The following is a 24193-nucleotide window of genomic DNA, read 5'->3' on the forward strand; positions in this document are numbered from 1 at the left end:
TTTTCCCCCTTGTATGGACATTTACTTGGACGACACCAGTGGCCAACTGGTTTACTTTCGAGCCTGGTGATTTCCGGTGCTCGATCGCGCACGCGCGGCGACCGGATAAACCCGTTGCCGGGCGGGCACGATGGGCAAATGACGCCTGACGAGTTGCTCGACGTGTTCCATCGCCGGATCCGGCTGCCGGATGCCGACGCGATCCCCGGCTGGAAGCAGGAACATGACGGGCTGGTGCATCGCTCGTACGTCGAAGGTCCGGACGGTGCCGGGTTCGTCGAGACGCCGCGGGGACTGGGGGACGACCCGGATGCGGTGATCGCGGGACAGGTGGCGTTCTTCCGGGAACGTGCGTTGCCGTTCGAGTGGAAGACGTACGCGTACGACGAACCCGCCGACCTCGGTGAGCGACTGGTCGCGGCGGGGTTCAGCCGGGAAGAGCCGGAGACGCTGATCCTCGGCGAGGTGGACCGGATCCTCGAGCGACCGTCTGCGTTGCCGTCGAAGGTCCGGCTGCGGGAGGCGGTCGAACCGGCCGACTATCACCGGATCGCGGCGCTGACGGACGCGCTGTGGCACAACGGCACGGAGCGGATCGAGGAGCGGTTGGCGGCCGAGGCGCGGATGTTCCCGGACCGCTTGTCGGTGTTCCTGGTCGAGGACGCGCTGAAGGGGCCGGACGGTCCGGCGGTGTCGGCCGCGTGGATCCGTTTCCACCCCGGGACCGGATTCGCCAGCCTCTGGGGTGGCGGCACGCTGCCGGAGTGGCGGCGGCAGGGGATCTACAGCGCCCTGCTCGGGCACCGGGCCCGGCTGGCCAAGGAGCGCGGGTACGAGTTCCTCCGGGTGGACGCCTCCGAGGATTCCCGCCCGATCCTGCAGAAACTCGGCCTGTACGGCGTCACCGTGACGACACCGTACGAATGGACACCCCGGACCTGACCTGCGGAACGACCGTCGGACGCTGTACGTTTCCGGATCATGGCCCTGAAAATCGCGTCTCGCTTTCGCCGGCTGCTGCAGCGCCCCGGCTCGATCGATCTCGGCCCGTACGAGCGGCTCACCCAGCTGGTCGGCGAGGCGGAGGAGTCGGTCCTGCCCCTGACCGACGAGGAGCTCACCGAGTCGGTCGCCGAGCTGCGCACCACCGGCGGGCTGCACGAGGACGAGCAGATCGAGTTCCTCGCGCTGGCCCGGGACGCGGGTAAGCGCGCGATCGGCGAGCGGGCGTTCGACGGCCAGGTCGTCGGCGCGCTGGCGATGCTGCAGGGCCGGGTCGTCGAGATGGCCACCGGTGAAGGCAAGACGCTGGCCGGCGCGATCGCCGCGGCCGGGTACGCGATCGGTGGCCGCAAGGTCCAGGTACTCGCGGTCAACGACTACCTGGCCAAGCGCGACGCCGAGTGGATGGGCCCGGTGTACGAGCTGCTCGGGGTGACCGTGTCACACGTCGGCCAGGCATCCTCGCCGGAGGAACGGCGGACGGCGTACCAGGCCGAGGTCTGTTATGTCCCGGTGAGCGAGATCGGGTTCGACGTACTGCGGGACCGGCTCGTCACCGACGTGGCCGACCGGGTGACGGTCGAGCGGGATGTGGCGCTGGTGGACGAGGCCGACTCGGTGCTGATCGACGAGGCCCGGGTGCCGATGGTGCTCGCCGGCGCGACCCGGACCGAGGAGCTGGACGACGACGTGGTCCAGCTGGTCCGGACGCTGCGCGCGGGCGTGGACTACGACATCGACGGCGACGGCCGCACGGTCGCGCTGAACGACAAGGGCACCGACAAGATCGAGGAGGCGCTCGGCGGGATCAACCTGTACGAGGACGAGAACCTCGACCGGTTGACCCAGATCAACGTCGCGCTGCACGCGGAGGCGCTGCTGCGCCGGGACGTCGACTACCTGGTCCGTGACGGCAAGGTCAGCCTGATCAACAACAACCGCGGCCGGATCGCGAAGCTGCAGCGCTGGCCCGACGGTCTGCAGGCCGCGGTCGAGGCGAAGGAAGCCGTGCCGGTCAGTGACTCCGGTGAGGTGCTGGACAGCATCACCGTGCAGGCGCTCGTCACCGGCTACAAGACGCTGTGCGGCATGACGGGTACGGCGGTTGTCGTCGGGGAGTCGCTGCGGGAGTTCTACGAGGTCGACGTTGCCGTCGTACCGCCGAACAAGCCGAACATCCGGATCGACGACCAGGACCGGCTGTACCTGACGGTCGAGCAGAAGAACGTGGCGCTGGTCGAGCACATCGGTGAGGTGCACGAGACCGGGCGGCCGATCCTGATCGGGACGCACAGTGTCGAGGAGTCGGAGCAGCTGAGCGACCGGCTCGAGGCGGCCGAGATCCCACACGTCGTACTGAATGCGAAGAACGACGCTGAAGAGGCGTCGATCATCGCGGAGGCCGGTGTGCCGGGGACGGTGACGGTGTCGACGCAGATGGCCGGCCGGGGTACGGACATTCGGCTGGGCGGCCGGGACGAGTCCCATGACAAGGAGAAGGCCATCGAGCTCGGTGGCCTGTATGTGATCGGGACCGGGCTGCATGCCTCGCGGCGGTTGGATGACCAGCTGCGTGGGCGGGCCGGGCGGCAGGGTGACCCAGGCGGGTCGCTGTTCTTCGCGAGCCTTGCGGACGAGCTCGTGACGAAGTACTCCGTTTCGTCCGGTCTGCGGCCGCACCCGGACGAGAGCGGGCGGCTGAGCGACCGGAAGTCGGTTGGGGTGCTGGAGCACGCGCAGCGGGTCGCGGACGGGGCGAACGCGGAGCTGCACCGGACGACCTGGTCGTACCACCGGTTGACGGGTCAGCAGCGGGCGATCCTGCTCGACACCCGGGAGAAGGTGCTGACCGAGGACCTGGCCGCGGAGGAGCTGGCCGAACGGGCCAAGGAGCGGTACGACGAACTTGTCGAGGAGGTCGGGGAGGACGTCGTGAAGTCGGCCGCCCGGCGGATCGCCCTGCGTCAGCTGGACCGGCGGTGGACCGACCACCTGGCGTACCTGGCCGATCTGCGCGAGGGGATCCACCTGCGGTCGTTGGCCGGCGGGATCGTGCACCTGAAGCCGATCGACGAGTTCAACAAGTCGGCGATCTCGTCGTTCGACACGCTGATCGCGGACTCCTGGGACGACGCGGTCGAGACGTTCAAGACCGCCGAGATCACGGCGGACGGGCTGGACGAGGACGCGAGCGGAATCCAGCGGCCCACTGCCACCTGGACCTACCTGGTCAACGACAACCCCTTCGGCACCGAGGCAGACCGGATCCTGGGTCGCCTACGCAACGCCATCAAGCCCGAATCTTCCGCCGAGGCCGAAGAGATCCTCCCCGAAGAATTCGACGAGGAAGACCTCCCCGAGGAACTCCGCGACGCCGACGACGAGCTGCCCGAAGAACTTCGTGATGCTGACGAAGGGGACGAGACGCCGGACGCCAAGAAGTAAGTCGGTGCAGTCCGAAAAGGCGTCGTACCGGGTGAGCTTGTTGGGGCCTATGGTCGGGGGGTGACTTCGGCTAGGTCGGCTGGTGAGGTTCGGGAGTTGGTGGTTGCGGGGGCGGCTGTGCCGTTGCTTGCTGGGGCTGAGGTCGGGCCCACCTGGTACGACGGGCAGTGGTGGTATGTGCCTGCCGACGCACCCGATGGCGCCGATTACGTCCTCGCTGACGCCGAATTGGCGGAGGAGTTCGATCGGCTGCGGGCTCGGGCCGAGCGTGTTGACGGTGCGTGGGAGTAGCTGAAATGGCGCTCGGACGCAGGCACCCGGTTTCGGAAGACGACGTCGCCGCGGCCGAGACGGTGATGGATCTGCTCGCGACCGAAGCGCTGCTGGCGCTGGACAAGTTCGAGCGGCGGGCCCCGTCCGACGACCCGGCCCGGTCGCAGGAGACGGCCAATCTGCTGAAGTACTGCTGGAAGGAGCTCCGCCTGGACGAGGTGGAGCTCAGTCAAGCGTCCGATGCACAACGCATTCTGGTCGCCGCCGCCCACCTGGCGCACGATCCCGAGAACAAATGGGGCGTGACGCTGCAGGGAGCCACCATCCGCGCTAAAGCCGACACGTTCTTCGCCCGGCAAGGGGAGCTGAAGAAGGGCATCGAGGATTTCCGGCAGGACTTCGAGGATTCGTACGGCGGCCGCGCGACTGTCCCGAACGGACAAGAGTGGCTGCAGCAGTCGTTGACCCGCCTGGCCCGCGCGTCCGTACTCCGGGACGTGGTCGCGGTGGGCGCCAAGGTCCAGATGAGCACGCCGGTCCAGAAGGCCGCGGACAATCTCGTTCAGCACGGTCAGAAGCTCACGGCCGACCGGAATCGCCTGGCCGCGCGACAAGCAGCCGTTGACCGGGGCCACTTCCTCGCCCAGCAGGGGTCGTTGACAGCCGGGTACATCGCGTACGCCACCAGCATCGATCTGACGCCCACACCGGAGTGGGTCCAAATGGTTCTCAAGGCACCGGCTGCGGCGTACATGTTCGTCCGGACGCTGGAGATCTGGAGACAACGCGACGACGTGTACGACCGGGTGGACTCGGCCCAGGCACAGCTACGTTCCGTCCGCACCAACGCGACCGAGAGCCTGGACGGCGACAACCCGTTCGGTCGCCGAGACGCCCGAACCCTGGGTACGGCGCGGCCCCGCAAAGACGGCCCGTCCCGCTAACCAACCCCAGCCCGCTAATGGCCCAGGCCGCTGACCAACGAGCCTGTGAGGGCGGGGTTGTCGGTGGAGCTGGATAAGCTCTGGTTGTGAGTGATGGGTTGTTCGATCTTCCGGGTGCTCCCGCGCCTGCCCGGGGTGGCGGGAGTTTGGCTGATGTGGATCACACGGCCGCGCCGTTGGCTGTGCGGATGCGGCCGCGGAGTCTGGACGAACTGGTCGGGCAGCAGCACCTGCTCGCGCCGGGTTCACCGCTGCGCCGGCTGGTCGAAGGTGATCAGCCGATGTCGCTGCTCCTCTGGGGTCCACCTGGCACCGGCAAGACCACCATCGCGGCCGTCGTCTCGCACCAGACGAACCGCAAGTTCGTCGAACTGTCCGCCGTCACCGCTGGCGTGAAGGACGTCCGGCAGGTGATCGACGCCGCCCGCCGTGATCTGTCCCGAGGTACTGGCGCAGTCGAGACCGTGCTGTTCATCGACGAGGTCCACCGCTTCACGAAGGCGCAGCAGGACGCGCTCCTGCCCGGCGTCGAGAACCGTTGGGTGACACTGGTCGCCGCAACCACCGAGAACCCGTTCTTCTCGGTCATCTCCCCACTCCTCTCCCGCAGCCTCCTGCTCACGCTCGAATCCCTGACCGACGACGACATCGCCGTACTGCTGGATCGCGCCATGACCGACGAGCGCGGCCTGAACGACGAGTTCGAGCTCGCCGACGACGCGCGAGCTCACCTGCTGCGGATGGCCGGGGGAGACGCTCGGCGGGCCTTGACCTACCTGGAGGCCGCCGCCGGTGGTGCGCGGGCGAAGGACGCCAAGGTCATCGATCTGAAGACGCTGGAGACAGCGGTCGACAGAGCCGCCGTACGGTACGACCGGGCCGGCGACCAGCACTACGACGTGACCTCGGCGATGATCAAGTCGATCCGCGGCTCGGATGTGGACGCGGCCATGCACTACCTGGCCCGGATGGTCGAGGCCGGCGAGGATCCGCGGTTCATCGCGCGCCGGCTGGTGATCTCGGCCAGCGAGGACATCGGGATGGGCGACCCGACCGCACTCGGGGTCGCGATCGCGGCAGCCGAGGCGGTGCAGCTGATCGGCATGCCGGAGGCGCGGATCAACCTCGCCCAGGCCGTCGTCGCGCTCGCCCTGGCGCCGAAGTCGAACGCCGTGATCATGGCGATCGACGCCGCCATCGCGGACGTGAAGGCCGGCAAGGTCGGCCCGGTGCCGCCGCATCTGCGCGACGCCCATTACGCCGGAGCCAAGAAGATCGGCCACGGTTCGTCGTACCAGTACTCGCACAACGATCCGCGCGGCATCGTCCCGCAGCAGTACGCCCCGGACGTCGTCGACCGCACCGACTACTACAACCCCACCCGTCACGGCGGCGAAGCGGCGTACGCCGATCGTGTCGCCAACATCCGCAAGATCCTCAGGGACCGCTGATGAGCCGCACCACCGACCACGTCGACGCGTTCAACCACGCCGTCACCACCGGCGACTGGGACACCTTCAGCACCCGCTTCGCCGACGACGCCCGGATGTCGTTCGTCGGCGTCCCGGCCGGCCCGTTCGAAGGCCGTACGGCGATCACCGAGGCGTACCGCGAGAATCCGCCCACCGAAACCATGACCCTGGCAGGAACCGACGGCGACACCGTCAGCTTCCGCTGGTCAGGCGGCGACACCGGCACCATGCAGCTCACCTGGACCCCCGACGACAAAGTGAAAACTCTCACGGTCAGCTTCGATTGAAGCGTTCGGCTGGGTAGCCTTCCTGTCGGCCTGGGGGCGAAAGGGTCAGGTAGTGAGGCAGTTCAACACAGGTCGTCATGCCGGGACATCCGGTCCACGACACCTCGGCCGGCGGTTGCCGGTCGTGAAGGTCGGTGGTGTCGCGACCGTTGTGGTCGCGCTGGCCGGGGCCATGTTCTTCGTCCCGTTCCCAGCCAAACACGATTCGGCGACCACGCAGGCGTCGCCGGGCACCAGCTCGTTCGCAGGTACGGCGTCCCAGCGGCCGACGGTCGCGCGGACCTCGGGTGCGACACGGTCGGGGCTGCGGCCAGGAGTCCCGGCCCGGAATCTGTCGACTCAGAAGACACCCTGGTTCCCGACGCCCCGCCCCTCGGCCACACCGAGCGCACCAGCCCCGCCCTGGTCCGCGTCCTCGCCGGCACAACCGTCCAAGCGGACCCCCTCCCCAGCCAAGCGGTCAACCAGCACCACACCCAAGCCGTCCCCAAGCCCGACCGCACCACCACAAACCCCGACCGCCCCGTCTCCAACCCCGACAACGCCCACAGAGCCACCCCCAACAACGCCCACAGAGCCGTCCCCAACCGTTTCCACCACCCCGACGCAGTCGCCGACCCCGACCGAATCCACCACGCCGGAACCCACTCCGACACCACCCAGCACCGCGGAGTAGACCACCCGACCGGCGGCAACTGTAGGTGGTCATCAGGCACGCTCGGTTGCGGTTTGGTGGGGGACTGTGATGTGAGGGATGGTGTCCTGGAGCGGAGTGCGGTCAGGGCGCGCGATAAGGTCGGGCGGTCCACGAGGTCGCAACGGGAAGGTGGATCGTTTTCCATGAGCGTCGGTGAAGTCGCGGGGCTGATAGCGGCCTGCGCGCTGCTCATCCTGGTGGGCCTGTTGGCCTACCCGATCCTGAAGCTGGGCAAGGTCCTTGATGAGACCCGGATCATGGTGAAGGGCGTCTCCGACTCCAGCGTTCCGCTGCTCGGCGAGGTCACCACCACGGTGGCAACGACCAACGCGCAGCTGGCCAAGGTCGACACGATCACCGACAACGCGACCACGGTGACCTCCAACGCGGCCGCTCTGGTGTCGCTGTTCTCGGCCACCGCCGGCGGTCCGATGGTGAAGGCCGCCGCGTTCACGTACGGCGTCCGCAAGGCACTCGGTGAGAGCCAGCGACGCGACGTGGCCAAGCGGGTCAGGGAAGAGATGAAGGCCGAGCGGAAGGCACGGAAGCGGTGAAGCGGATCATCTGGCTGATCATCGGGATCGCCGTCGGCGTGTACGCCGTCACCCGGTTGAAGAAGCGTGCTCAGGTGCTCGCCCCCGAGGGCCTGCAGGAGTCGGCGGCCAAGCTGGCCGCCGCGGTCCGGCACTTCGGCGACCAGGTCCGCGAGGGCATGGAGGAGCGGGAGACCGAGCTGCGCGACGCTCTGGGCATCGAGACCAACGAACGTGAGGACTACCGGTAACACCCATGGAAACCAGTGAGATCAGGCGTCGGTTCCTGACGTACTTCGAGGACCGGGGTCACACCGTGGTGCCGAGCGCGCCACTGCCGTCGCCGGACCCGAACCTGCTGTTCAACGTCGCCGGCATGGCCCAGTTCGTCCCGTACTTCGTCGGTCAGCAGACCCCGCCGTACGCGCGCGCGACCAGCGTGCAGAAGTGCGTCCGGACGCTCGACATCGAAGAGGTCGGCAAGACCACCCGGCACGGCACGTTCTTCCAGATGAACGGCAACTTCTCCTTCGGTGACTACTTCAAGGAGAAGGCGATCGAGTACGCCTGGGAGCTGGTCACCAAGTCCCAGCACGACGGCGGCTACGGCTTCGACGAGTCGGTGCTCTACGCGTCGGTGTACTACGACGACGACGAGGCGATCGACATCTGGAAGCGGGTCGCCGGCCTGCCCGACGACCGGATCGTCCGCCTCGGCATGAAGGACAACTTCTGGTCGATGGGCATCCCGGGTCCGTGTGGCCCGTGTTCGGAGATCCTGATCGACCGCGGCCCGGAGTTCGGCGCGGACCGGGACTGGGAGGCGGGCGACCGCTACCTGGAGTTCTGGAACCTGGTCTTCATGCAGAACATCCGCGGTGAGGGTGGCGGCAAGGACGGGTACGAGATCCTCGGCGAGTTGCCGAAGAAGAACATCGACACCGGCCTCGGCCTGGAGCGGGTCGCGTATCTCCTGCAGGGCGTCGACAACATGTACGAGATCGACGAGATCTACCCGGTGATCGAGAAGGCCTCCGAGCTGAGCGGCCGCAAGTACGGCGTCGAGCACGTCGACGACGTGCGCTTCCGCGTCATCGCCGACCACGTCCGCAGCGCGCTGATGCTGATCGGCGACGGCGTCACCCCGGGCAACGAGCAAGGCGGATACGTCCTGCGCCGGCTGCTCCGCCGCGCGATCCGCTCGATGCGCCTGCTCGGCTACGAGGACCCGAGCCTGGTCGAGCTGCTGCCGACCAGCCTCGAGCAGATGAAGAAGTCCTACCCCGAGCTGGAAGCCGATTTCGGCCGGATCAGCCAGGTCGCGTACGCCGAGGAGGAGGCGTTCCGCCGTACTCTCACGGCCGGGACGAGCATCTTCGACGTCGCCGTCAAGGACACCAAGGCCGGCGGCGCGCACCAGCTCGAGGGCCAGAAGGCGTTCCAGCTGCACGACACGTACGGGTTCCCGATCGACCTGACCATCGAGATGGCGGCCGAGCAAGGTCTTCAGGTCGACACCGAAGGCTTCAAGAGCCTGATGAAGGAACAGCGCGAGCGGGCCAAGGCGGACGCCAGGGCCAAGAAGGCCGGTCACGCGGACACCTCGGGGTACCGGGAGCTGCGGGAGAAGGGCGTCACCGAGTTCACCGGCTACCAGGAGCTCGCCACCGACTCGCAGATCCGCGGCCTGCTGCGCGACGGCGTCGTCGCCGATGCCGCCGAGCAGGGCGAGACCGTCGAGGTCGTGCTGGAGAAGACCCCGTTCTATGCCGAGTCCGGTGGCCAGATCGCCGACGAGGGCCTGATCGTCGCCGACGGCATGAAGCTGAAGGTGCTCGACGTCCAGCGCCCGGTCAAGGGCCTGATCGTGCACAAGGTCGAGGTGCTCGAGGGAGTGCTGCGGCCCGGTCAGGACGTGCACGCGGAGGTCGACCACGAGTGGCGGGTCTCGGCCTGCCAGGCGCACTCCGGCACGCACGTCGTGCACGCGGCGCTGCGCCAGGTGCTCGGCCCGAACGCGCTGCAGAGCGGTTCGTACAACAAGCCCGGCTACCTGCGGCTCGACTTCGCCTGGTCGTCGGCGCTGGACCAGGCGACCCGGTCGGAGATCGAGGAGGTCGCCAACCTCGCCGTACGGCAGGACCTGCCGGTGTCCGCGCAGTACATGACGCTCCCGGCGGCTCGGGAGTGGGGCGCGCTGGCGCTGTTCGGTGAGACGTACGACGAGCAGGTCCGCGTGGTCGAGATCGGCGGCCCCTGGTCGCGTGAGCTCTGTGGTGGCACGCACGTGAAGCACTCGTCGCAGGTCGGCGCGCTGACCGTCACCAGTGAGTCCTCGGTCGGTGCGGGGGTCCGGCGGCTGGAGGCCTTCGTCGGCATCGAGGCGCTGCACTACCTCGGCCGTGAGCGCGCGCTGGTCCGGCTGCTCAGCGAGAACCTGAAGACCCGGCCGGAGGAGCTGCCCGCCAAGGTTGCCGACCTGGCCGAGCGGCTGCGTACGGCGGAGAAGGAGCTCGAGCGGGTCCGTGCATCGCAGGTCCTCGCGGCCGGCGCCGAGATCGCGAGCAACCCGCGCGACGTCTTCGGAGTCCAGTACGTCGGTCATCGCGCACCGGACGGTGTGAACGGTGGGGACCTGCGCAAGCTGGCCCTGGACGTGCGCGGCCGGATGAGCAACGACAAGCCGGCCGTGGTCGCCGTACTGAGCGTGAACGACGGCAAGCCCGCAGTGGTGGTCGCACTCAACGACACCGCGCGCGAATGGCGGCTGAAGGCCGGTGACCTGGTCCGGGTCGCGGCCGAGAAGCTGGGCGGACGCGGCGGCGGCAAGGACGACGTGGCCCAAGGTGGCGGCACCGAGGCCAGCGGCTCCGACGAGGCTCTGGCGGCGGTGGAACACACCATCGGCCAGCTCGTCACCGGCTGACCGAGGCGAGGCCCAGGTGAGAGTCGGCGTGCGGATCGCACTCGATATCGGTGACGTCCGGATCGGTGTCGCGAGCAGCGATCCGCACGGGATTCTGGCTACGCCTGTGGAAACGGTCCGCCGAGGGCCCGGTGACCTGGATAGGATCGCCGCACTCGCCGCCGAATACGATGCGGTCGAGATCGTGGTCGGATTGCCGCGCTCCCTGTCCGGGGGCGAGGGGCCGGCCGCGGTGAAGATCCGGGAGACGGCAGAGCTGGTGCGACAGAAGGTGCAGGCGGAACACTCGGGGCCGGCGGTGCGGCTGGTGGACGAACGGTTCACCACGGTCACCGCCGAACGCATGCTGCGGGAACGCGGGAAGAAGGGTTCCAAGCGGCGTGCGGTGGTCGACCAGGCCGCCGCGGTCGTGATTCTGCAACACGCGCTCGACCTCGAGCGGGAGACCGGCAACCCACCCGGGAGGCCCCTGTGAACGGACCATCGGTGGATGAGGATCTGAACGAAGGTGACGAGGACCTCGGCACCGGGCTCGGACTGCGCCCGGAGAGCCGGGTCGAGCGGCGGGCGAACCGCCGTCGCGCCCGCGGCCGGCGCGCGTTCGGCTGCTTCGCCGGTGTGATCTCGCTGCTCGTCGTCGGCTCGCTGGTCGCCGGTGCCGTGGTCGGCTTCGGCAAGGGCAAGGACGCGATCGAGCAGTTGTTCGCCGCGCCGGACTACAGCGGCGCCGGCAAGGATCCGGTCGTGGTCGAGATCAGCAAGGGCCAGGCCACCAAGTCGATCGCGGACACGCTCGAGAAGAAGGGCGTGGTGAAGAGTGCCCGCGCGTTCGAGCGGGTGGCCCGCGACGATCCGCGGTCGCTGCAGATCCAGGCCGGCACGTACACGCTGAAGAAGGAGATGTCGGCCAAGGCCGCACTCGCGCTGATGCTGGACACGGCCAAGTCGATCCTGGTCACCCGGATCAGCTTCCGGGCCGGCTGGACCAAGGCCGAGGTCAGCGACAACCTGCAGAAGTCGAAGCTGAAGCTACCGGCCGGTGCCGCCGCGGGTGCGCTGGCGAAACCCGCCTCGCTCGGGCTGCCGGCGTACGCGCACAACAACGCCGAGGGCTTCCTGTACCCGGGGACGTACGACATCCCGAAGGGTGCGACGGCGTACACGATCCTGAAGCAGATGACGGCGAAGTACGCGAAGACGGCGGCCGACCTGAACCTGGTGAAGACCGCGCAGCACAAGAAGCTCGACCCGTACCAGGCGGTGATCGTGGCGAGCATCATCGGTGCGGAGACGAACCGGCCGCAGGACTACGCCAAGGTCGCCCGGGTGATTTACAACCGGCTGGCGAGCGGACAGAAGCTGCAGATGGACTCGACCATCCACTACGTGGTCGGCCGGAACGGCGGCGTGTTCACGACGCCCGAGCAGCGTGAGAACCCGTCCCCGTACAACACCTACAAGTACAAGGGTCTGCCGCCGACGCCGATCAACTCGCCGACCAAGGACACCCTGCGGGCCGCGATCAACCCCGCCCAAGGGTCCTGGCGGTACTTCACCCTTATCAACCTCGACACCGGTGAGACCGCGTTCGCCACGACGTCGACCGAGCACGAGGCGAACGTGAAGAAGCTGCAGGCCTGGTGTGCCGCGCACAAGGACCGGTGCTGATGACTGTGCTGGATTCATGACCCGGTGTGCCGTGCTCGGTTCGCCGATTGCGCACTCGCTGTCGCCGGCGATGCACCGGGCCGCGTACGCCGCTCTCGGTCTGGACTGGCAGTACGACGCTTTCGAGGTCGAAGAGGATGAACTCCGCGGATTCGTCGCCTCGCTCGGCGACGACACTCGCGGACTGTCGTTGACCATGCCGCTGAAGCGGGTTGCGCTGGACCTCGTCGACACGGTCGATCCGGTCGCGGAGCTGATCGGTGCGGCGAACACGATGCTGTTCGAGCCGGACGGATCCCGGTCCGCGCACAACACCGACGTACCCGGGCTGGTGAATGCGTTCGCCGAGCGGGGCATCACCGCGGCCGACTCGGCCGTCGTGCTGGGTGGCGGGGCGACCGCCGCGTCAACGCTGGCCGCGTTGCGTGGGCTGCAGGTCAGCGAGGTGACGGTCGTGGTCCGGGACCTCGCCAAGGCCGAGCGGCTGCGGGACCTGGCGGCTGAACTGAACCTGCGGACTTCGGTTGCGGACTTCTCCCAGGTCGAGCAGATCGGCGGGTTCGATCTGTGCATCTCGACGCTTCCCGGTGGGGCCGTCGATCCGTGGGCCGAGCACTTCGCGGCGGTGGCGCCGGTGGTCTTCGACGTGGCCTACCACCCGTGGCCGACGAAGCTCGCGATCGCGGCGCACCGGATCGGTACAGAGCTGTTGAACGGGCTTGATCTCCTCGTGCACCAGGCGACCCTCCAGGTGGAGATGATGACTGGTAGGTCGCCGGCACCTCTGGCGGCCATGAGGGCCGCCGCCCGTGAGGAGCTCGGGGATCGTGAGTCAGTTTGACCGTCGCACGGTACTGAAGACAGCCGGCGCACTCGCCGCCACCTCGCTGGCCGGCTGCACGGACGCGAAGAAAGTCACCACCGGAGCGGCGAACAATCTGACCTCGGTCGCGGCCGCGCCGAACTGGAACAGCTTCGCCCGGTCGCTCGCGGGCCGCCTCTATCTACAGGCATCGGCCGGGTACGCCAACACGCATCTGCTCTTCAATCCGCGCTGGGACGCCGTCCGGCCGACGGCCGTGGTCAAGGCCGCGAACGCCACCGACGTGCAGAAGGCGATCAACTTCGCCCGCGCGAACAAGCTCGTCCTGGTGCCGAAGAGCGGCGGCCACTCGTACGTCGGCGCATCCACGATCAGCAACGGCATGCAGCTCGACGTCGGCGCCATCCGCGGGATCAGTTACGCCAACGGAGTCGTCACCATCGGCGCCGGCGCACGCTTGTACGACGTCCACGCGTTCCTCGACAAGTGCGGACGGTCGCTCCCGACCGGGACCTGCCCGACCGTCGGCATCGCCGGACTCGCACTTGGCGGCGGGATGGGGATCCACACCCGCGCGTTCGGTCTGACCTGCGACCGGATCCTGTCGATGGGCGTGATCACCGCCGACGGCAAGCCGCACAACGTCAGCGCGACCGTGGAGCCCGACCTGTTCTGGGCGCTGCGGGGGAGCGGCGGCGGGAACCTCGGCGTGGTCACGTCGTTCCGGATCTCCACGATTCCCGCGACCAAGCTCGGGTTCTTCCGGCTGACCTGGACCGAGTCGCAGGCCGCGGCCGTGGTCCGCGGCTGGCAGATGTTCGCCCAGACCGCGCCGATCACTTCCTGGGGCAATCTGCACATCGATGCCCGCAGCAACGGAACGCTGTCGATCCACGTGCTCGGCATCTCCACCACCGGCAGCGCGGCCGCAGCGGCGGCACAGCTGGAGTCGTTCGTCGGCGTGAGGGCGTCCACGCGGTCGATCACCGTGAAGACGCACATGGAGGCGGTGAAGTACCTCGGCGGCGGGACGACCAGCCCACGGACCGGCTTCCTGGCGGGTTCCGACGTACTGAAGGGCCCGATGAACGCGGCAACGATCACGGCGCTGCTCGGTGCGGTGAAGGCGGCGGCCCGGGCCAAGACTCCCGCGTCGGCGATCCTCGACCCGCTGGGTGGACAGGCGGCCAAGCAGCCGGCCGGTGGCGCGTCCTGGGCCTGGCGGTCGGCGCTCGGGGTGGTCCAGTGGTACTCCGGCACGCCCGCGCACCCGACGACGGCGCAGCTCAAGACCGCGCAGACCTTCATCACCAACGGGCATCGCGCGGTCCGCGCATACTCGGCCGGCGGCTACGTCAACTACGTCGAGACCGGTCGGTCGGTCAGCACGTACTACGGTGCGAGCCTGCCGCGCCTGCAGACCGTTAAAAAGAAGTACGACCCGGCGAACTTCTTCCACACCACCTACACCCTTGCCTAGATAGTCTCCGGCAGTGAAGTTCTGGCGGGTTCTTGCAGGAGTACTGGCAGTCGGGTTCGTCGCGGCCGGAGTGACGCCCGCGTGGGCTTGCGCGTGCGGCGGCTATCTACCGGACGCGGAGTCGCGGGCAAGGGCGTACGGCGAGAACGCCTTGGTCCAGTACGACGCCGGCACCGAGAAGATCACGCTCTCGATGGCGATCAACGGGACATCGAAGAAGGCGGCCTGGATCATGCCGGTGCCCGCCGCGGCCAAGGTCGAACTCGGCGACGACCAGCTGTTCTACCGCCTGGACATGATGACGCGGCCGAAGGTCGTGACCAAGAAGACCTACTGGCCGTTCCGGAACCTCGGCATCATGGCCGGCCGGGGCGACTATGCCGGCGCGGCACCCGGAGCCGGGTCCGGGGTGAACGTGCGGCAGCAGATGGTCCTCGGGCCGTTCCAGGTCGCGCGCATCGACGGATCGAGCGGCACCGCCGTGACGGACTGGCTGCGCACGAACGGGTACGTCGTACCCGCCACGCTGGCCGCGAACCTCACGCCGTACCTGACCGAGAAGTGGGAGATCGTCGCCGTGAAGCTCGCGCCGAAGCGCGACGGCGAGTCGATGAGCGGGGCGACACCTCCGCTGCGGCTGACGTTCGCCTCGGACCGGATCGTCTACCCGATGCGGCTGAGCAAGGGTGCCACCACCGACCAGACGGTGACCGTGTACGTCGCGGCCGCGCACCGCGTCGATGCCACCAAGCTGCCCGACCCGGACGTGAAGCCGGAGCTGCTGTTCGCCGGGCGGGTCGAGAGCGAGACGCTGACCAAGCCGGCCGACTTCCTGACCGCATACACGGTCACGTACAGCGATCCCAGCCGAATCACCGACGACTTCACGTTCGCGCCGGCGGCGAACGACGACGAGTTCCAGCGGGTCACCTACGTGACCAGGAACGACGGGTTCTGGAGCACGATCGGCGTACTCTTCGGCGGCCTGCTGCTGATCGGCGGCGGCGCCGCGCTGGTGGGGCGGATACTTGTCCACAGGGCCCGCGTGGCGAGGGGCTGACATCGTCTAGGCTCCTGGATCGTGTCCGCTGACAACGCTTTGCTCGCCGCAGGGATCGGCGTGGTCTGCTGCGGCCCGGCGGCGTACGTCCTCGGGCCTTGGCTGATGCGGCGCATCCCGGAGCCGGTGCTGGAGGAGGGCGAGACGAAGGTCCCGTACTCCGCGCTGGCCGGACGGCGAGCGGCGTACTGGTGTGGCGGGCTGGCGGCGGTGGCCGGCGGACTGCTCGGGTTGATGCTCGGGATGACCGCGGTGTTGCCGGCGTGGCTGCTGCTGACCGTCGCCGGCGCGGTGCTCGGGTACATCGATGCCCGGACGCGGTATCTGCCGTCGGTGATCATCTGGCCGTCGTACCTCGTGGTCGGGCTGGCGTTGCTCGGCGCGGCCGTGGTGTCAGGGGAGTGGGGCTCGTTGCGACGGGCGGTGATCGCGGGCGCGATCGGATTCGCGGTGTTCTACCTGCTCTGGTTCGCGTTCCCGCGCGGCGTCGGGTTCGGTGACGTGCGGCTGTCCGGGCTGCTCGGACTGGCGCTGGGGTGGTTGGGCTGGGGCCAGTTCGCGAGCGGCCTGTACGGCGGGTTCTTCCTCGGAGCGATCGTCGGGATCGTGCTGATCGTGGGGAAGGTGATGACCCGCAAGCAGATGGTCCCCTTCGGCCCGTACATGCTCGTTGGCGCCTTGGCCGGCGTGTTCCTGGGTGCGCCGTTGGAGCGGTTGTACACCGGATAGCTGATGCCTGGACTCAGCCGGATGGTTGATGCGGGTGGAGTGCGGATTTTCCTAGGGTCGAGGTAATCGATCTGGGAGGAAACCCATGCCAGTCAGTCGCCGAGGTCTCTTGGCCGGGACCGCCGTCACCGGCGCGGCACTAGCGATACCCGGTACGGCGTCAGCGGCGCCGGCCGCGGTCATCGGTTCGAAGATCGGGCCGAACGATGCGCGCTACCAGGATCTCGTCCAGCGTGGCCAGAACCGGCGGTTCGTCGGCAAGCCCGAGTACGCGCGGGTGATCCGCTCGACCGAGGACGCCGTCCAGGCGGTCCAGGAGGCCGTCCGGTCCGGCAAACGGATCGCGGTCCGTGGTGGCGGGCACTGCTTCGAGGACTTCGTGGACACCAGCGACATCCAGGTCCTGCTCGACATGTCGACGTACGACGAAGTCACGTGGGACCCGCAGTACAAAGCGTTCTCGATCGGCGCGGGCGCGGTCCTCGAGACCGTCTACAAGGAGTTGTTCTACGGCTGGGGCGTGACCGTGCCCGGCGGCGGCTGCCTCGCTGTCGGGGTCGGCGGTCACTTCAGCGGTGGCGGGTACGGGCCGCTCTCGCGCAAGTACGGCTCGGTCGTCGACCACCTGTACGGCGTGGAGATCGTCGTCGTGGACGCCCGTGGCCGAGCCCGGTCCGTGGTGGCGACCCGCGACAACGCCCACAAGGACCTGTGGTGGGCGCACACCGGTGGTGGCGGCGGGAACTTCGGTGTCGTCACGCGGTACCTGATGCGGTCCGCCGGTTCGTCCGGCCGGACGCCGGCCGAATCGTTGCCGAAGGCACCGGCTGCGCTGCGGGCGAGCCTGCTCGTCTACGACTGGAAGACGACCACGCAGGCCGGCTTCATCCGGACGCTGCGGAACTGGCTGGACTTCTTCGAGCAGCACAACACCGCGGATTCGCCGTACGCGACGCTGTACGCACCGTTCATCCTGACCCACTCGTCGGCGGGGCAGTTCTTGCTGTCGACGCAGATCGACGCGGCGGCGCCGAACGCGGCCGGGTTGATGGCGGCGTTCAACGCGGCGATGGTCGAGGGTGTCGACCCGAAGCCGCAGGTGCTCGACACGGGCGAGGGGCCGTTCCTGCACACGACGATGCAGCGGTCGATCGCCGAGACACCGACGCCGAACCGGGGCAAGTTCAAGGCGGCGTACCTGCGGAAGGGGTACACCGACGCGCAGTTGCTGGCGATCTACCAGGGGCTGACCGACGCGTCGTACAACGGGCCGGGGTCGTCGATCCTGCTGGTCCCGTACGGCGGGAAGGTGAACTCGGTCCCGTCCAACGCGACGGCGTCGGCGCAGCGGGACGTGTTCTGCAAGATGGTGCTCACCGCGGCGTGGGACAACGCGGCCGACGACGAGGCGAACCTGGCCTGGGCGCGCAAGGTGTACTCGGCCATCTACAAGGACACCGGCGGGGTGCCGGTGCCGAACGCGTACAACGCGGGGTCGTACATCAATTACCCGGACGCGGATCTGGCGGATCCGGCGTACAACAAGTCCGGGGTGCCGTGGCACGACCTGTACTACTTGGGCAACTACCCGCGGCTGCAGCAGGTCAAGTCCACCTGGGATCCGCGGAACGTCTTTCACCACAGGCTGTCGATCGAACTGAAGTGATCACCAGCCCGGGTACCGGGTGGTCCACGCGGTGTGTGGGCCGTAGTCGCCGTGCAACCGCCGGCCGCCGGCGAACTCCAGCGCGAGGTCGTCGGCCAACTGGAGGATGACAGGACGGCCCTCGACGGTGAAGACGAGCTCTGGGGGCAGAGCCGTCTCGCCGTGGAGGGCGCCGAGGATGTTCCCGCAGATGGCTCCGGTGGAGTCGCTGTCGCCCGAATGGGTGACCGCGAGCGCGAGGGCGTCGAGGAACTGGTCGGGCTCGGGACAGGCGAGCGCGGCGTAGACGGCGATCGCGAGCGCCTCTTCCGCTACCCAGCCGCCGCCGAGGCGCTCGACCGTCACGGGGTTGGCCGGTGCGGTCGCCGCCAGGTGACGCGCGAAGGAGAGCGCCGTACTGGTCTCCTCGTGGCCTTCGTGCTGGGTCAGGAATTCTGTGGCCGTCGAGAGCGCGTCGTCGAGTGCGGCGCCGTCGCACAGGGCACGGATGAGCGCGGCGAGAGTGCCGGACGCCAGCTTGCCGGTCGGGTGACCGTGCGTGTACCCGGCTGCGGTCGCGGCCGAGTCGAAGACCCACTCGATCGGGTAGGGCGCCCGGATCAGGCCGAACGGCGCAACCCGCATCACCCCGCCGCAGCCCTTGGAGTCGTTCACCGCGTCCGCGCCGAACTGCGGGATCTTCGCCTCACCCTTCCGGGCCTCGGTAAGCGCACTCAGGCAGGTGTTTCCCGGTGCCCGCCGGGCGTACAGCCATTGCTCGGCCTGCAGCCAGCCGTCCCGCGCACCACTCGGCCCGGGCAGCGTCTGCGTGTCGAGCCAGCGATCGTACGCATGCTGTACGACGGCCACCGTGAAGCCGAGCCCGCGATCGGTCCGGACGCTCGCCCGGATCAGCCCTTCGACCGTGAACAGCGTCATCTGGGTGTCGTCCGTGATCGTCCCCGGCGGCCAGCCGGCTGAGCCGGAGGCGAAGGTCTTCAGGCCGTCAGGGTGCTTCGCCACGATCGAATGCGCGTTCTCGAACTCGACCGGCCCACCCAGCGCGTCCCCGATCGCCCCGCCCAGCAGACACCCGCGAATCCGCGCCCGCCACGTCTCATCCGCCACCCGAGTCATGCAAAGACCCTATCCAGGGTGGTGCCAGCGCTACCCCGAAGACGGGTTCCAGGGCCAGGTTCCTCTCAGCTCGTTCCTTCTACCGTCATTGGTAGAACGAAGCCGATCGAGAAGGAGCGCATGATGACCCCCGCATTCCGTCGTACCGCCGGGCGCCTGGCGGTGGCCGCCTTCGCCGCTACGGCGCTGACCGGCGCCGCGATCGCCGGCGGTTCAGCAGCCAGCGCCTCGACCTCCTGCGACACCTCCCCGATCGTCAGAACCATCGACGCAGTCCTGACCCTCCGCGAAGGCCTGACCCAAGAAACCCCAACCTGCCGCTGATCCGGTTGATGGATTCTGTCCAGTCTGTCTAGACTGTTTCCGAGGTGATGGTGATGACGGTTACGGCTGGACAGTGGCAGCTGCAGGAGGCGAAACAGCATTTCAGTGAGTTGATCCGCGCCGTTCAGGCCGACGGTCCGCAGTTCGTGACGAAGCACGGCCAGCAGGTCGCCGTCGTGCTGGACATCGTGGACTACCGGCGGATGACGGGAGCGGAAGTGGTGGACTTCAAGCATTTTCTGACCTCGGCGCCAGATCTGAGCGGGCTCGAGATCGAGCGTTCGACGGCTCCGGTGCGGCAGGTCGACTTCGAGTGAGCTTTCTGCTCGACACGAACGTGGTCTCGGAGTTCCGGAAGAAATCTCCCGATGTGGGCGCGACGGACTGGCTCGACTCGGTCCGGTCGAGTCAGCTGTACCTGAGTGTTCTGGTGGTTGGAGAGATCAAGCGGGGCGTCGCGCGGCTCGCCGCGCGAGACCCCGAGCAGGCGGCCGCGATCGAGGACTGGCGCCGCCGACTGGTTCGCGGGTATGCGGACCGGATCGTCCCGGTGTCGCTGGAGGTTGCCGAGACCTGGGGCGCCCTGAATGCGTCAGAACCGCTGCCGCTGGTGGACGGATTGATGGCCGCGACCGCGCTTGTGCACGATTGGACGTTCGTCACCCGGAACGCCGCGGACGTCGAGCGCACCGGCGTCCGTCTCCTCAATCCCTTCCACACCTGAGACCGGGTCCGGGGTGGTGGTGGGCGCGTGAAAGAATTGCGGCATGCTGCGCTGGCTTACCGCCGGCGAGTCGCACGGACAAGCGCTCGTCGCCGTACTTGAAGGTCTTCCCGCTGGGGTTGAGGTCACCACTGATGATGTGGCCGATGCGCTGGCCCGTCGTCGGCTGGGGTACGGCCGTGGCGCCCGGATGAAGTTCGAGCGGGACGAGGTGACGTTCGTCGGCGGGTTCCGGCACGGGCTGACCCTCGGGAGCCCGTGTGCGGTCCAGGTCGGGAACACCGAGTGGCCGAAGTGGGAGCAGGTGATGAGCGCGGATCCGGTCGATCCGGAAGTGCTCGCGGACCTGGCCCGGAACGCGCCGCTGACCCGCCCGCGGCCGGGGCACGCGGACCTGGCCGGCATGCAGAAGTACGGGTTCGACGAGGCCCGCCCGGTGCTCGAGCGGGCCAGCGCCCGCGAGACCGCGGCCCGCGTCGCGCTCGGCGAGATCGCGGCCCGCTTCCTCCGTCAGGCGTACGGCGTCACCATCGTCAGCCACGTGGTCGAGCTCGGCACCGTGAAGGCGCCGTACGGCGTGATTCCGGCGTACGACGATGTCGCGCAACTGGACGCGGACCCGGTGCGCTGCCTGGACCCGGACGCGAGCAAGCAGATGGTCGCCGAGATCGACGCCGCGCAGAAGGCCGGCGACACCCTCGGCGGTGTGGTCGAGGTGGTCGTGGACGGACTCCCGCCGGGCCTCGGCAGCTACGTGCACTGGGACCGCCGGCTCGACTCCAAGCTGGCCGGTGCGCTGATGGGCATCCAGGCGATCAAGGGTGTCGAGCTCGGCGACGGATTCGAGCTGGCCCGCACTCCCGGCTCGAAGGCGCACGACGAGATCGTCGCCGAGGACGGCAGCATCCGCCGCACCAGCGGTCGCTCGGGTGGCACCGAGGGCGGCATGAGCACGGGCGAGACGCTTCGGGTCCGGGCCGCGATGAAGCCGATCGCGACCGTTCCGCGGGCACTGCGCACGATCGACACGACCACCGGCGAGGCCGCCTCCGCGCATCACCAGCGTTCCGACGTCTGCGCCGTACCGGCCGCCGGCATCGTGGCCGAGGCGATGGTCGCGCTGGTGCTGGCCGAGGTCTCGCTGGAGAAGTTCGGCGGCGACTCGGTGACCGAGACCTCGCGCAACCACAAGTCGTACCTGGCGAACCTGCCGACCACGATCACGCCACGGGAGTGGGACCAGTGAGTCCTCTCGTTGTTCTCGTCGGTCCGCCCGGCTCCGGCAAGTCGACGATCGCCGCCCTGCTGGCCGAGCGGCTGCACACCAAGCACCGCGACACCGACGTGGACATCGAGGCCGGCGCCGGTCAGCCGATCTCCGACATCTTCGTCGACCATGGCGAACCGCATTTCCGGGCGCTCGAGCGAGCCGCCATCGTCGCGGCTCTGAACGACAACGGTGAGGTGCTGTCACTCGGCGGTGGCGCGATCCTCGACCCCGATACCCGCGCCGACCTGGCCGGTCACACCGTGGTCTACCTCGACGTCAGCCTTGGTGAGGCGGTGAAGCGCGTCGGCCTCGGGGTCGCGCGCCCGCTGCTGCTCGGCAACGTCCGGACCCAGTTGCGCAACCTGATGGACGCCCGGCGCCCGTTGTACGACGAGGTCGCCAAGTTGACGGTGATCACCGACGGGAAGACGCCGGAGGAGATCACGGAGGAGATCCTCGGCCACCTGGGAGCCCGCGGATGACCGGCGAGCCGACCCGGATCCGGGTCGCCGCGGCCGCGCCGTACGACGTTGTCATCGGCAACAACCTGCTGGGCGAGCTGCCCGGCCTGCTCGGGGACGGCGTCCAGCGGGTCGCCGTGATCCACCCGCGGGCCTTGCGGAGCAGCGGTGACGCGATCCGCGACGACCTGACCTCGTCCGGGTACACCGCGCACGCGATCGAGATCCCGGACGCCGAGGAAGCCAAGACCGCCGAGGTGCTCGCCTACTGCTGGTCGGTGCTGGGCCAGGCCGGCTTCACCCGCTCCGACGCGATCGTGAGCATCGGCGGCGGTACGACGACAGACCTGGCCGGGTTCGTGGCTGCGACCTGGCTGCGCGGCGTGAAGGTCGTGCACATCCCGACCACCCTGCTCGGCATGGTCGACGCGGCCGTCGGCGGCAAGACCGGGATCAACACGGCCGAGGGCAAGAACCTGGTGGGTGCCTTCTGGGAGCCCGCCGGCGTCCTCTGCGACCTCGCCGCGCTGGAGACGCTGCCGCGCAACGACTACATCAGCGGGCTCGCCGAGGTCGTGAAGTGCGGCTTCATCGCGGACCCGGTGATCCTCGATCTGGTCGAGAAGGACCCGGCCGGCGCGGCAAGTCCGTCGTACGACGGGACCGAGGAGCTGATCGCTCGATCCATCCAGGTGAAGGCGGACTCCGTCGGCGCAGATCTGCGCGAGCGGACCACCGTCGCCGGCGGACGGATCGGCCGCGAGGCGCTGAACTACGGGCACACCCTCGGCCACGCGATCGAGCGGGTCGAGCGGTACAAGTGGCGCCACGGCGCCGCGATCAGCATCGGGATGATCTTCGTCGCCGAGCTCGCCCGCGCGGCCGGCCGGCTCGATGACGCGACGGCGGATCGGCACCGCGCCGTCCTCGAATCCCTCGGCCTCCCGGTCAGCTACCGCGCCGACGCGTGGCCGCACCTGCAGGACGCGATGAAGGTCGACAAGAAGACCCGCGCCGACCGGCTCCGCTTCGTCGTCCTGGACGCGCTGGCCAAGCCGACGATCCTCGAGGCGCCCGACCCGAGCCTGCTCGTCGCGGCGTACGCCGAGATCAGCTGACCGGATCCGGTCACGGGGCGAACTGACCCTTGTAGATCGCCGGAAAGCCGCCGAGGATGCTGGAGACGCCTCGGAAAGGGCTTTCCATATGACTGAGAGCAAACGCCGGATCGCGATCGTCGGTACTGGCGGGATCGCGAAGTCGCACGCTCGGGCCGTGACCGCGCTGCCTGACCGCGCTGAGTTGGTGGCCGGGGTCGACGTCGACCTCGACCGGGCCAAGGCCTTCGCGGACGAGTGGAACATCCCGTCGACCTACCCGAATCTGACCGAGCTGCTCGCGGCCGGCGGAGTCGATCTCATCCACCTGTGTACGCCGCCCAGCTCCCACGTCCCGTTGGCCACAGAGGCCCTCGCGGCCGGGGTCGACGTACTGACGGAGAAGCCACCGACGCTGTCGCTCGACGAACTGGATGCTCTGCTCGAGGCGGAGAGTGCGTCGTCGGCTCAGGTCGCATGTGTCTTCCAGCATCGCTTCGGATCCGGCGCGGTGCGGCTGCGCCGACTCGCGGCCGACGGTGTCCTCGGCCGGCCGTTGGTTGCCTTGTGCAACACCGTCTGGTTCCGCGACGACGCGTACTTCTCGGTGCCCTGGCGCGGGACGTTCGAGGTCGAGGGCGGTGGGCCGACGATGGGTCACGGGATCCACCAGTACGATCTGCTGCTGTCGATCTACGGTCCCTGGCAGAAGGTGACCGCGCTCGCGGCCCGGCAGGCGCGGCCGACCCAGACCGAGGATGTCTCGCTGGCGATGGTGACGTTCGAGAACGGCGCGGTCGCGTCGATCGTGAACTCGCTGGTGTCGCCGCGCCAGACGTCCCAGCTCCGCTTCGACTACGAGAACGCGACGGTCGAGCTGGAACATCTGTACGGCTACCAGAACCCGGACTGGACGGTGACGCCGGCCGACGGCCACTCTGCGGTTTCGGACGCGTGGACAGCGGATCTCCCGGACGTCCCGAGTGGACACACTGCCCAGTTGACCGCCGTACTGGACGCCTTGGACACCGGCGACCCGGCTCCGGTCACCTTGGCCGAGGCGCGCAACACGGTCGAACTCGCAGCCGCCATCTACGCCTCGGCCTTCACCGACAAACCCATCCACCGCGGCGAGCTGACCCGCGGGTCCGCCTATGCCGAACGCATGGGCGGACCGGGCGCACCCTGGTAAGGGG

General features: G+C 68.6%; 24 protein-coding genes. 23 read left to right on the forward strand and 1 reads right to left on the reverse strand.

The features are described 5' to 3' along the window. The first annotated feature begins 138 nt into the window (after positions 1–138). From AB0L70_RS38465 to AB0L70_RS38540, 16 genes are all read left to right on the forward strand, one after another. Positions 139–942 carry a GNAT family N-acetyltransferase gene (locus AB0L70_RS38465; RefSeq protein ID WP_363691821.1) on the forward strand — a complete coding sequence of 268 codons (804 nt, stop codon included), beginning with the start codon at positions 139–141 and terminating at the stop codon, positions 940–942. A gap of 39 nt (positions 943–981) precedes the next feature. After that, positions 982–3447: an accessory Sec system translocase SecA2 gene (secA2, locus tag AB0L70_RS38470; protein ID WP_363691823.1), complete on the forward strand. Its 2466-nt coding sequence runs from the start codon at positions 982–984 to the stop codon at positions 3445–3447. Between the two features lie 60 nt (positions 3448–3507). Further along, positions 3508–3738: a hypothetical protein gene (locus AB0L70_RS38475; RefSeq protein ID WP_363691824.1), complete on the forward strand. Its 231-nt coding sequence runs from the start codon at positions 3508–3510 to the stop codon at positions 3736–3738. A gap of 5 nt (positions 3739–3743) precedes the next feature. Beyond that, on the forward strand, positions 3744–4664 hold the full coding sequence (locus tag AB0L70_RS38480) for a hypothetical protein (RefSeq protein ID WP_363691825.1): 921 nt from the start codon (positions 3744–3746) through the stop codon (positions 4662–4664). An 86-nt stretch (positions 4665–4750) separates the two neighbouring features. Beyond that, positions 4751–6115: a replication-associated recombination protein A gene (locus AB0L70_RS38485; RefSeq protein WP_363691826.1), complete on the forward strand. Its 1365-nt coding sequence runs from the start codon at positions 4751–4753 to the stop codon at positions 6113–6115. Beyond that, positions 6115–6423: a nuclear transport factor 2 family protein gene (locus AB0L70_RS38490; RefSeq protein WP_363691827.1), complete on the forward strand. Its 309-nt coding sequence runs from the start codon at positions 6115–6117 to the stop codon at positions 6421–6423. Before AB0L70_RS38485 ends, AB0L70_RS38490 begins: the two co-directional genes overlap by 1 nt. Before the next feature lie 840 nt (positions 6424–7263). Continuing rightward, entirely contained in the window at positions 7264–7674 is a 411-nt protein-coding gene (locus AB0L70_RS38495; RefSeq protein WP_363691828.1) for a DUF948 domain-containing protein, read from the forward strand. Beyond that, on the forward strand, positions 7671–7904 hold the full coding sequence (locus AB0L70_RS38500) for a DUF6167 family protein (RefSeq protein ID WP_363691829.1): 234 nt from the start codon (positions 7671–7673) through the stop codon (positions 7902–7904). Before AB0L70_RS38495 ends, AB0L70_RS38500 begins: the two co-directional genes overlap by 4 nt. A gap of 5 nt (positions 7905–7909) precedes the next feature. Next, positions 7910–10579: an alanine--tRNA ligase gene (gene alaS, locus AB0L70_RS38505; protein WP_363691830.1), complete on the forward strand. Its 2670-nt coding sequence runs from the start codon at positions 7910–7912 to the stop codon at positions 10577–10579. A gap of 16 nt (positions 10580–10595) precedes the next feature. Then, positions 10596–11054, forward strand: coding sequence for a Holliday junction resolvase RuvX (gene ruvX / locus AB0L70_RS38510; RefSeq protein WP_363691831.1), 459 nt, complete (start codon positions 10596–10598; stop codon positions 11052–11054). An 11-nt stretch (positions 11055–11065) separates the two neighbouring features. Continuing rightward, complete coding sequence (mltG, locus tag AB0L70_RS38515; RefSeq protein WP_363691832.1) at positions 11066–12247, forward strand: endolytic transglycosylase MltG; 1182 nt, start codon at positions 11066–11068, stop codon at positions 12245–12247. A 16-nt stretch (positions 12248–12263) separates the two neighbouring features. Next, entirely contained in the window at positions 12264–13088 is an 825-nt protein-coding gene (locus AB0L70_RS38520; protein ID WP_363691833.1) for a shikimate dehydrogenase, read from the forward strand. Further along, positions 13075–14550, forward strand: coding sequence for an FAD-binding oxidoreductase (locus AB0L70_RS38525; RefSeq protein ID WP_363691834.1), 1476 nt, complete (start codon positions 13075–13077; stop codon positions 14548–14550). Before AB0L70_RS38520 ends, AB0L70_RS38525 begins: the two co-directional genes overlap by 14 nt. Positions 14551–14563: 13 nt before the next feature. After that, positions 14564–15610, forward strand: a complete 1047-nt coding sequence (locus tag AB0L70_RS38530; RefSeq protein ID WP_363691835.1) for a DUF2330 domain-containing protein — start codon at positions 14564–14566, stop codon at positions 15608–15610. A 21-nt stretch (positions 15611–15631) separates the two neighbouring features. Beyond that, entirely contained in the window at positions 15632–16339 is a 708-nt protein-coding gene (locus AB0L70_RS38535; RefSeq protein WP_363691836.1) for an A24 family peptidase, read from the forward strand. A gap of 85 nt (positions 16340–16424) precedes the next feature. Further along, positions 16425–18005 carry an FAD-binding protein gene (locus tag AB0L70_RS38540; protein WP_363691837.1) on the forward strand — a complete coding sequence of 527 codons (1581 nt, stop codon included), beginning with the start codon at positions 16425–16427 and terminating at the stop codon, positions 18003–18005. On the opposite strand, the gene AB0L70_RS38545 is transcribed toward AB0L70_RS38540, so the two are convergent. After that, complete coding sequence (locus tag AB0L70_RS38545; protein WP_363691838.1) at positions 18006–19121, reverse strand: ADP-ribosylglycohydrolase family protein; 1116 nt, start codon at positions 19119–19121, stop codon at positions 18006–18008. Between the two features lie 123 nt (positions 19122–19244). Here AB0L70_RS38545 and AB0L70_RS38550 point away from each other — a divergent pair, with 123 nt between their 5' ends. From AB0L70_RS38550 to AB0L70_RS38580, 7 genes are all read left to right on the forward strand, one after another. Beyond that, entirely contained in the window at positions 19245–19445 is a 201-nt protein-coding gene (locus AB0L70_RS38550) for a hypothetical protein (RefSeq protein ID WP_363691839.1), read from the forward strand. 53 nt (positions 19446–19498) lie between these two features. After that, positions 19499–19762, forward strand: coding sequence for a type II toxin-antitoxin system Phd/YefM family antitoxin (locus AB0L70_RS38555; RefSeq protein ID WP_363691840.1), 264 nt, complete (start codon positions 19499–19501; stop codon positions 19760–19762). After that, positions 19759–20169, forward strand: coding sequence for a type II toxin-antitoxin system VapC family toxin (locus tag AB0L70_RS38560; protein WP_363691841.1), 411 nt, complete (start codon positions 19759–19761; stop codon positions 20167–20169). Before AB0L70_RS38555 ends, AB0L70_RS38560 begins: the two co-directional genes overlap by 4 nt. Positions 20170–20212: 43 nt before the next feature. Continuing rightward, on the forward strand, positions 20213–21415 hold the full coding sequence (aroC, locus tag AB0L70_RS38565; protein ID WP_363691842.1) for a chorismate synthase: 1203 nt from the start codon (positions 20213–20215) through the stop codon (positions 21413–21415). Beyond that, positions 21412–21921, forward strand: a complete 510-nt coding sequence (locus AB0L70_RS38570) for a shikimate kinase (RefSeq protein ID WP_363691843.1) — start codon at positions 21412–21414, stop codon at positions 21919–21921. The genes aroC and AB0L70_RS38570 overlap by 4 nt, the downstream gene beginning before the upstream one ends. After that, positions 21918–23018: a 3-dehydroquinate synthase gene (gene aroB / locus AB0L70_RS38575; RefSeq protein ID WP_363691844.1), complete on the forward strand. Its 1101-nt coding sequence runs from the start codon at positions 21918–21920 to the stop codon at positions 23016–23018. Before AB0L70_RS38570 ends, aroB begins: the two co-directional genes overlap by 4 nt. Positions 23019–23106: 88 nt before the next feature. Continuing rightward, positions 23107–24189 carry a Gfo/Idh/MocA family oxidoreductase gene (locus tag AB0L70_RS38580; RefSeq protein WP_363691846.1) on the forward strand — a complete coding sequence of 361 codons (1083 nt, stop codon included), beginning with the start codon at positions 23107–23109 and terminating at the stop codon, positions 24187–24189. Positions 24190–24193: the final 4 nt, after the last annotated feature.

The organism is Kribbella sp. NPDC051952, assembly GCF_040680855.1.
GTDB lineage: Bacteria > Actinomycetota > Actinomycetes > Propionibacteriales > Kribbellaceae > Kribbella.

Coding starts and splice junctions, on each gene's coding strand:
- AB0L70_RS38495 (WP_363691828.1), top strand. CDS start 7,264: ATGAGCGTCGGTGAAGTCGCGGGGCTGATAGCGGCCTGCGCGCTGCTC.
- aroB (WP_363691844.1), top strand. CDS start 21,918: ATGACCGGCGAGCCGACCCGGATCCGGGTCGCCGCGGCCGCGCCGTAC.
- AB0L70_RS38545 (WP_363691838.1), bottom strand. CDS start 19,121: ATGACTCGGGTGGCGGATGAGACGTGGCGGGCGCGGATTCGCGGGTGT.
- AB0L70_RS38465 (WP_363691821.1), top strand. CDS start 139: ATGACGCCTGACGAGTTGCTCGACGTGTTCCATCGCCGGATCCGGCTG.
- AB0L70_RS38480 (WP_363691825.1), top strand. CDS start 3,744: ATGGCGCTCGGACGCAGGCACCCGGTTTCGGAAGACGACGTCGCCGCG.
- secA2 (WP_363691823.1), top strand. CDS start 982: ATGGCCCTGAAAATCGCGTCTCGCTTTCGCCGGCTGCTGCAGCGCCCC.
- aroC (WP_363691842.1), top strand. CDS start 20,213: ATGCTGCGCTGGCTTACCGCCGGCGAGTCGCACGGACAAGCGCTCGTC.
- AB0L70_RS38555 (WP_363691840.1), top strand. CDS start 19,499: ATGACGGTTACGGCTGGACAGTGGCAGCTGCAGGAGGCGAAACAGCAT.
- AB0L70_RS38550 (WP_363691839.1), top strand. CDS start 19,245: ATGACCCCCGCATTCCGTCGTACCGCCGGGCGCCTGGCGGTGGCCGCC.
- AB0L70_RS38520 (WP_363691833.1), top strand. CDS start 12,264: ATGACCCGGTGTGCCGTGCTCGGTTCGCCGATTGCGCACTCGCTGTCG.
- AB0L70_RS38490 (WP_363691827.1), top strand. CDS start 6,115: ATGAGCCGCACCACCGACCACGTCGACGCGTTCAACCACGCCGTCACC.
- AB0L70_RS38540 (WP_363691837.1), top strand. CDS start 16,425: ATGCCAGTCAGTCGCCGAGGTCTCTTGGCCGGGACCGCCGTCACCGGC.
- AB0L70_RS38580 (WP_363691846.1), top strand. CDS start 23,107: ATGACTGAGAGCAAACGCCGGATCGCGATCGTCGGTACTGGCGGGATC.
- alaS (WP_363691830.1), top strand. CDS start 7,910: ATGGAAACCAGTGAGATCAGGCGTCGGTTCCTGACGTACTTCGAGGAC.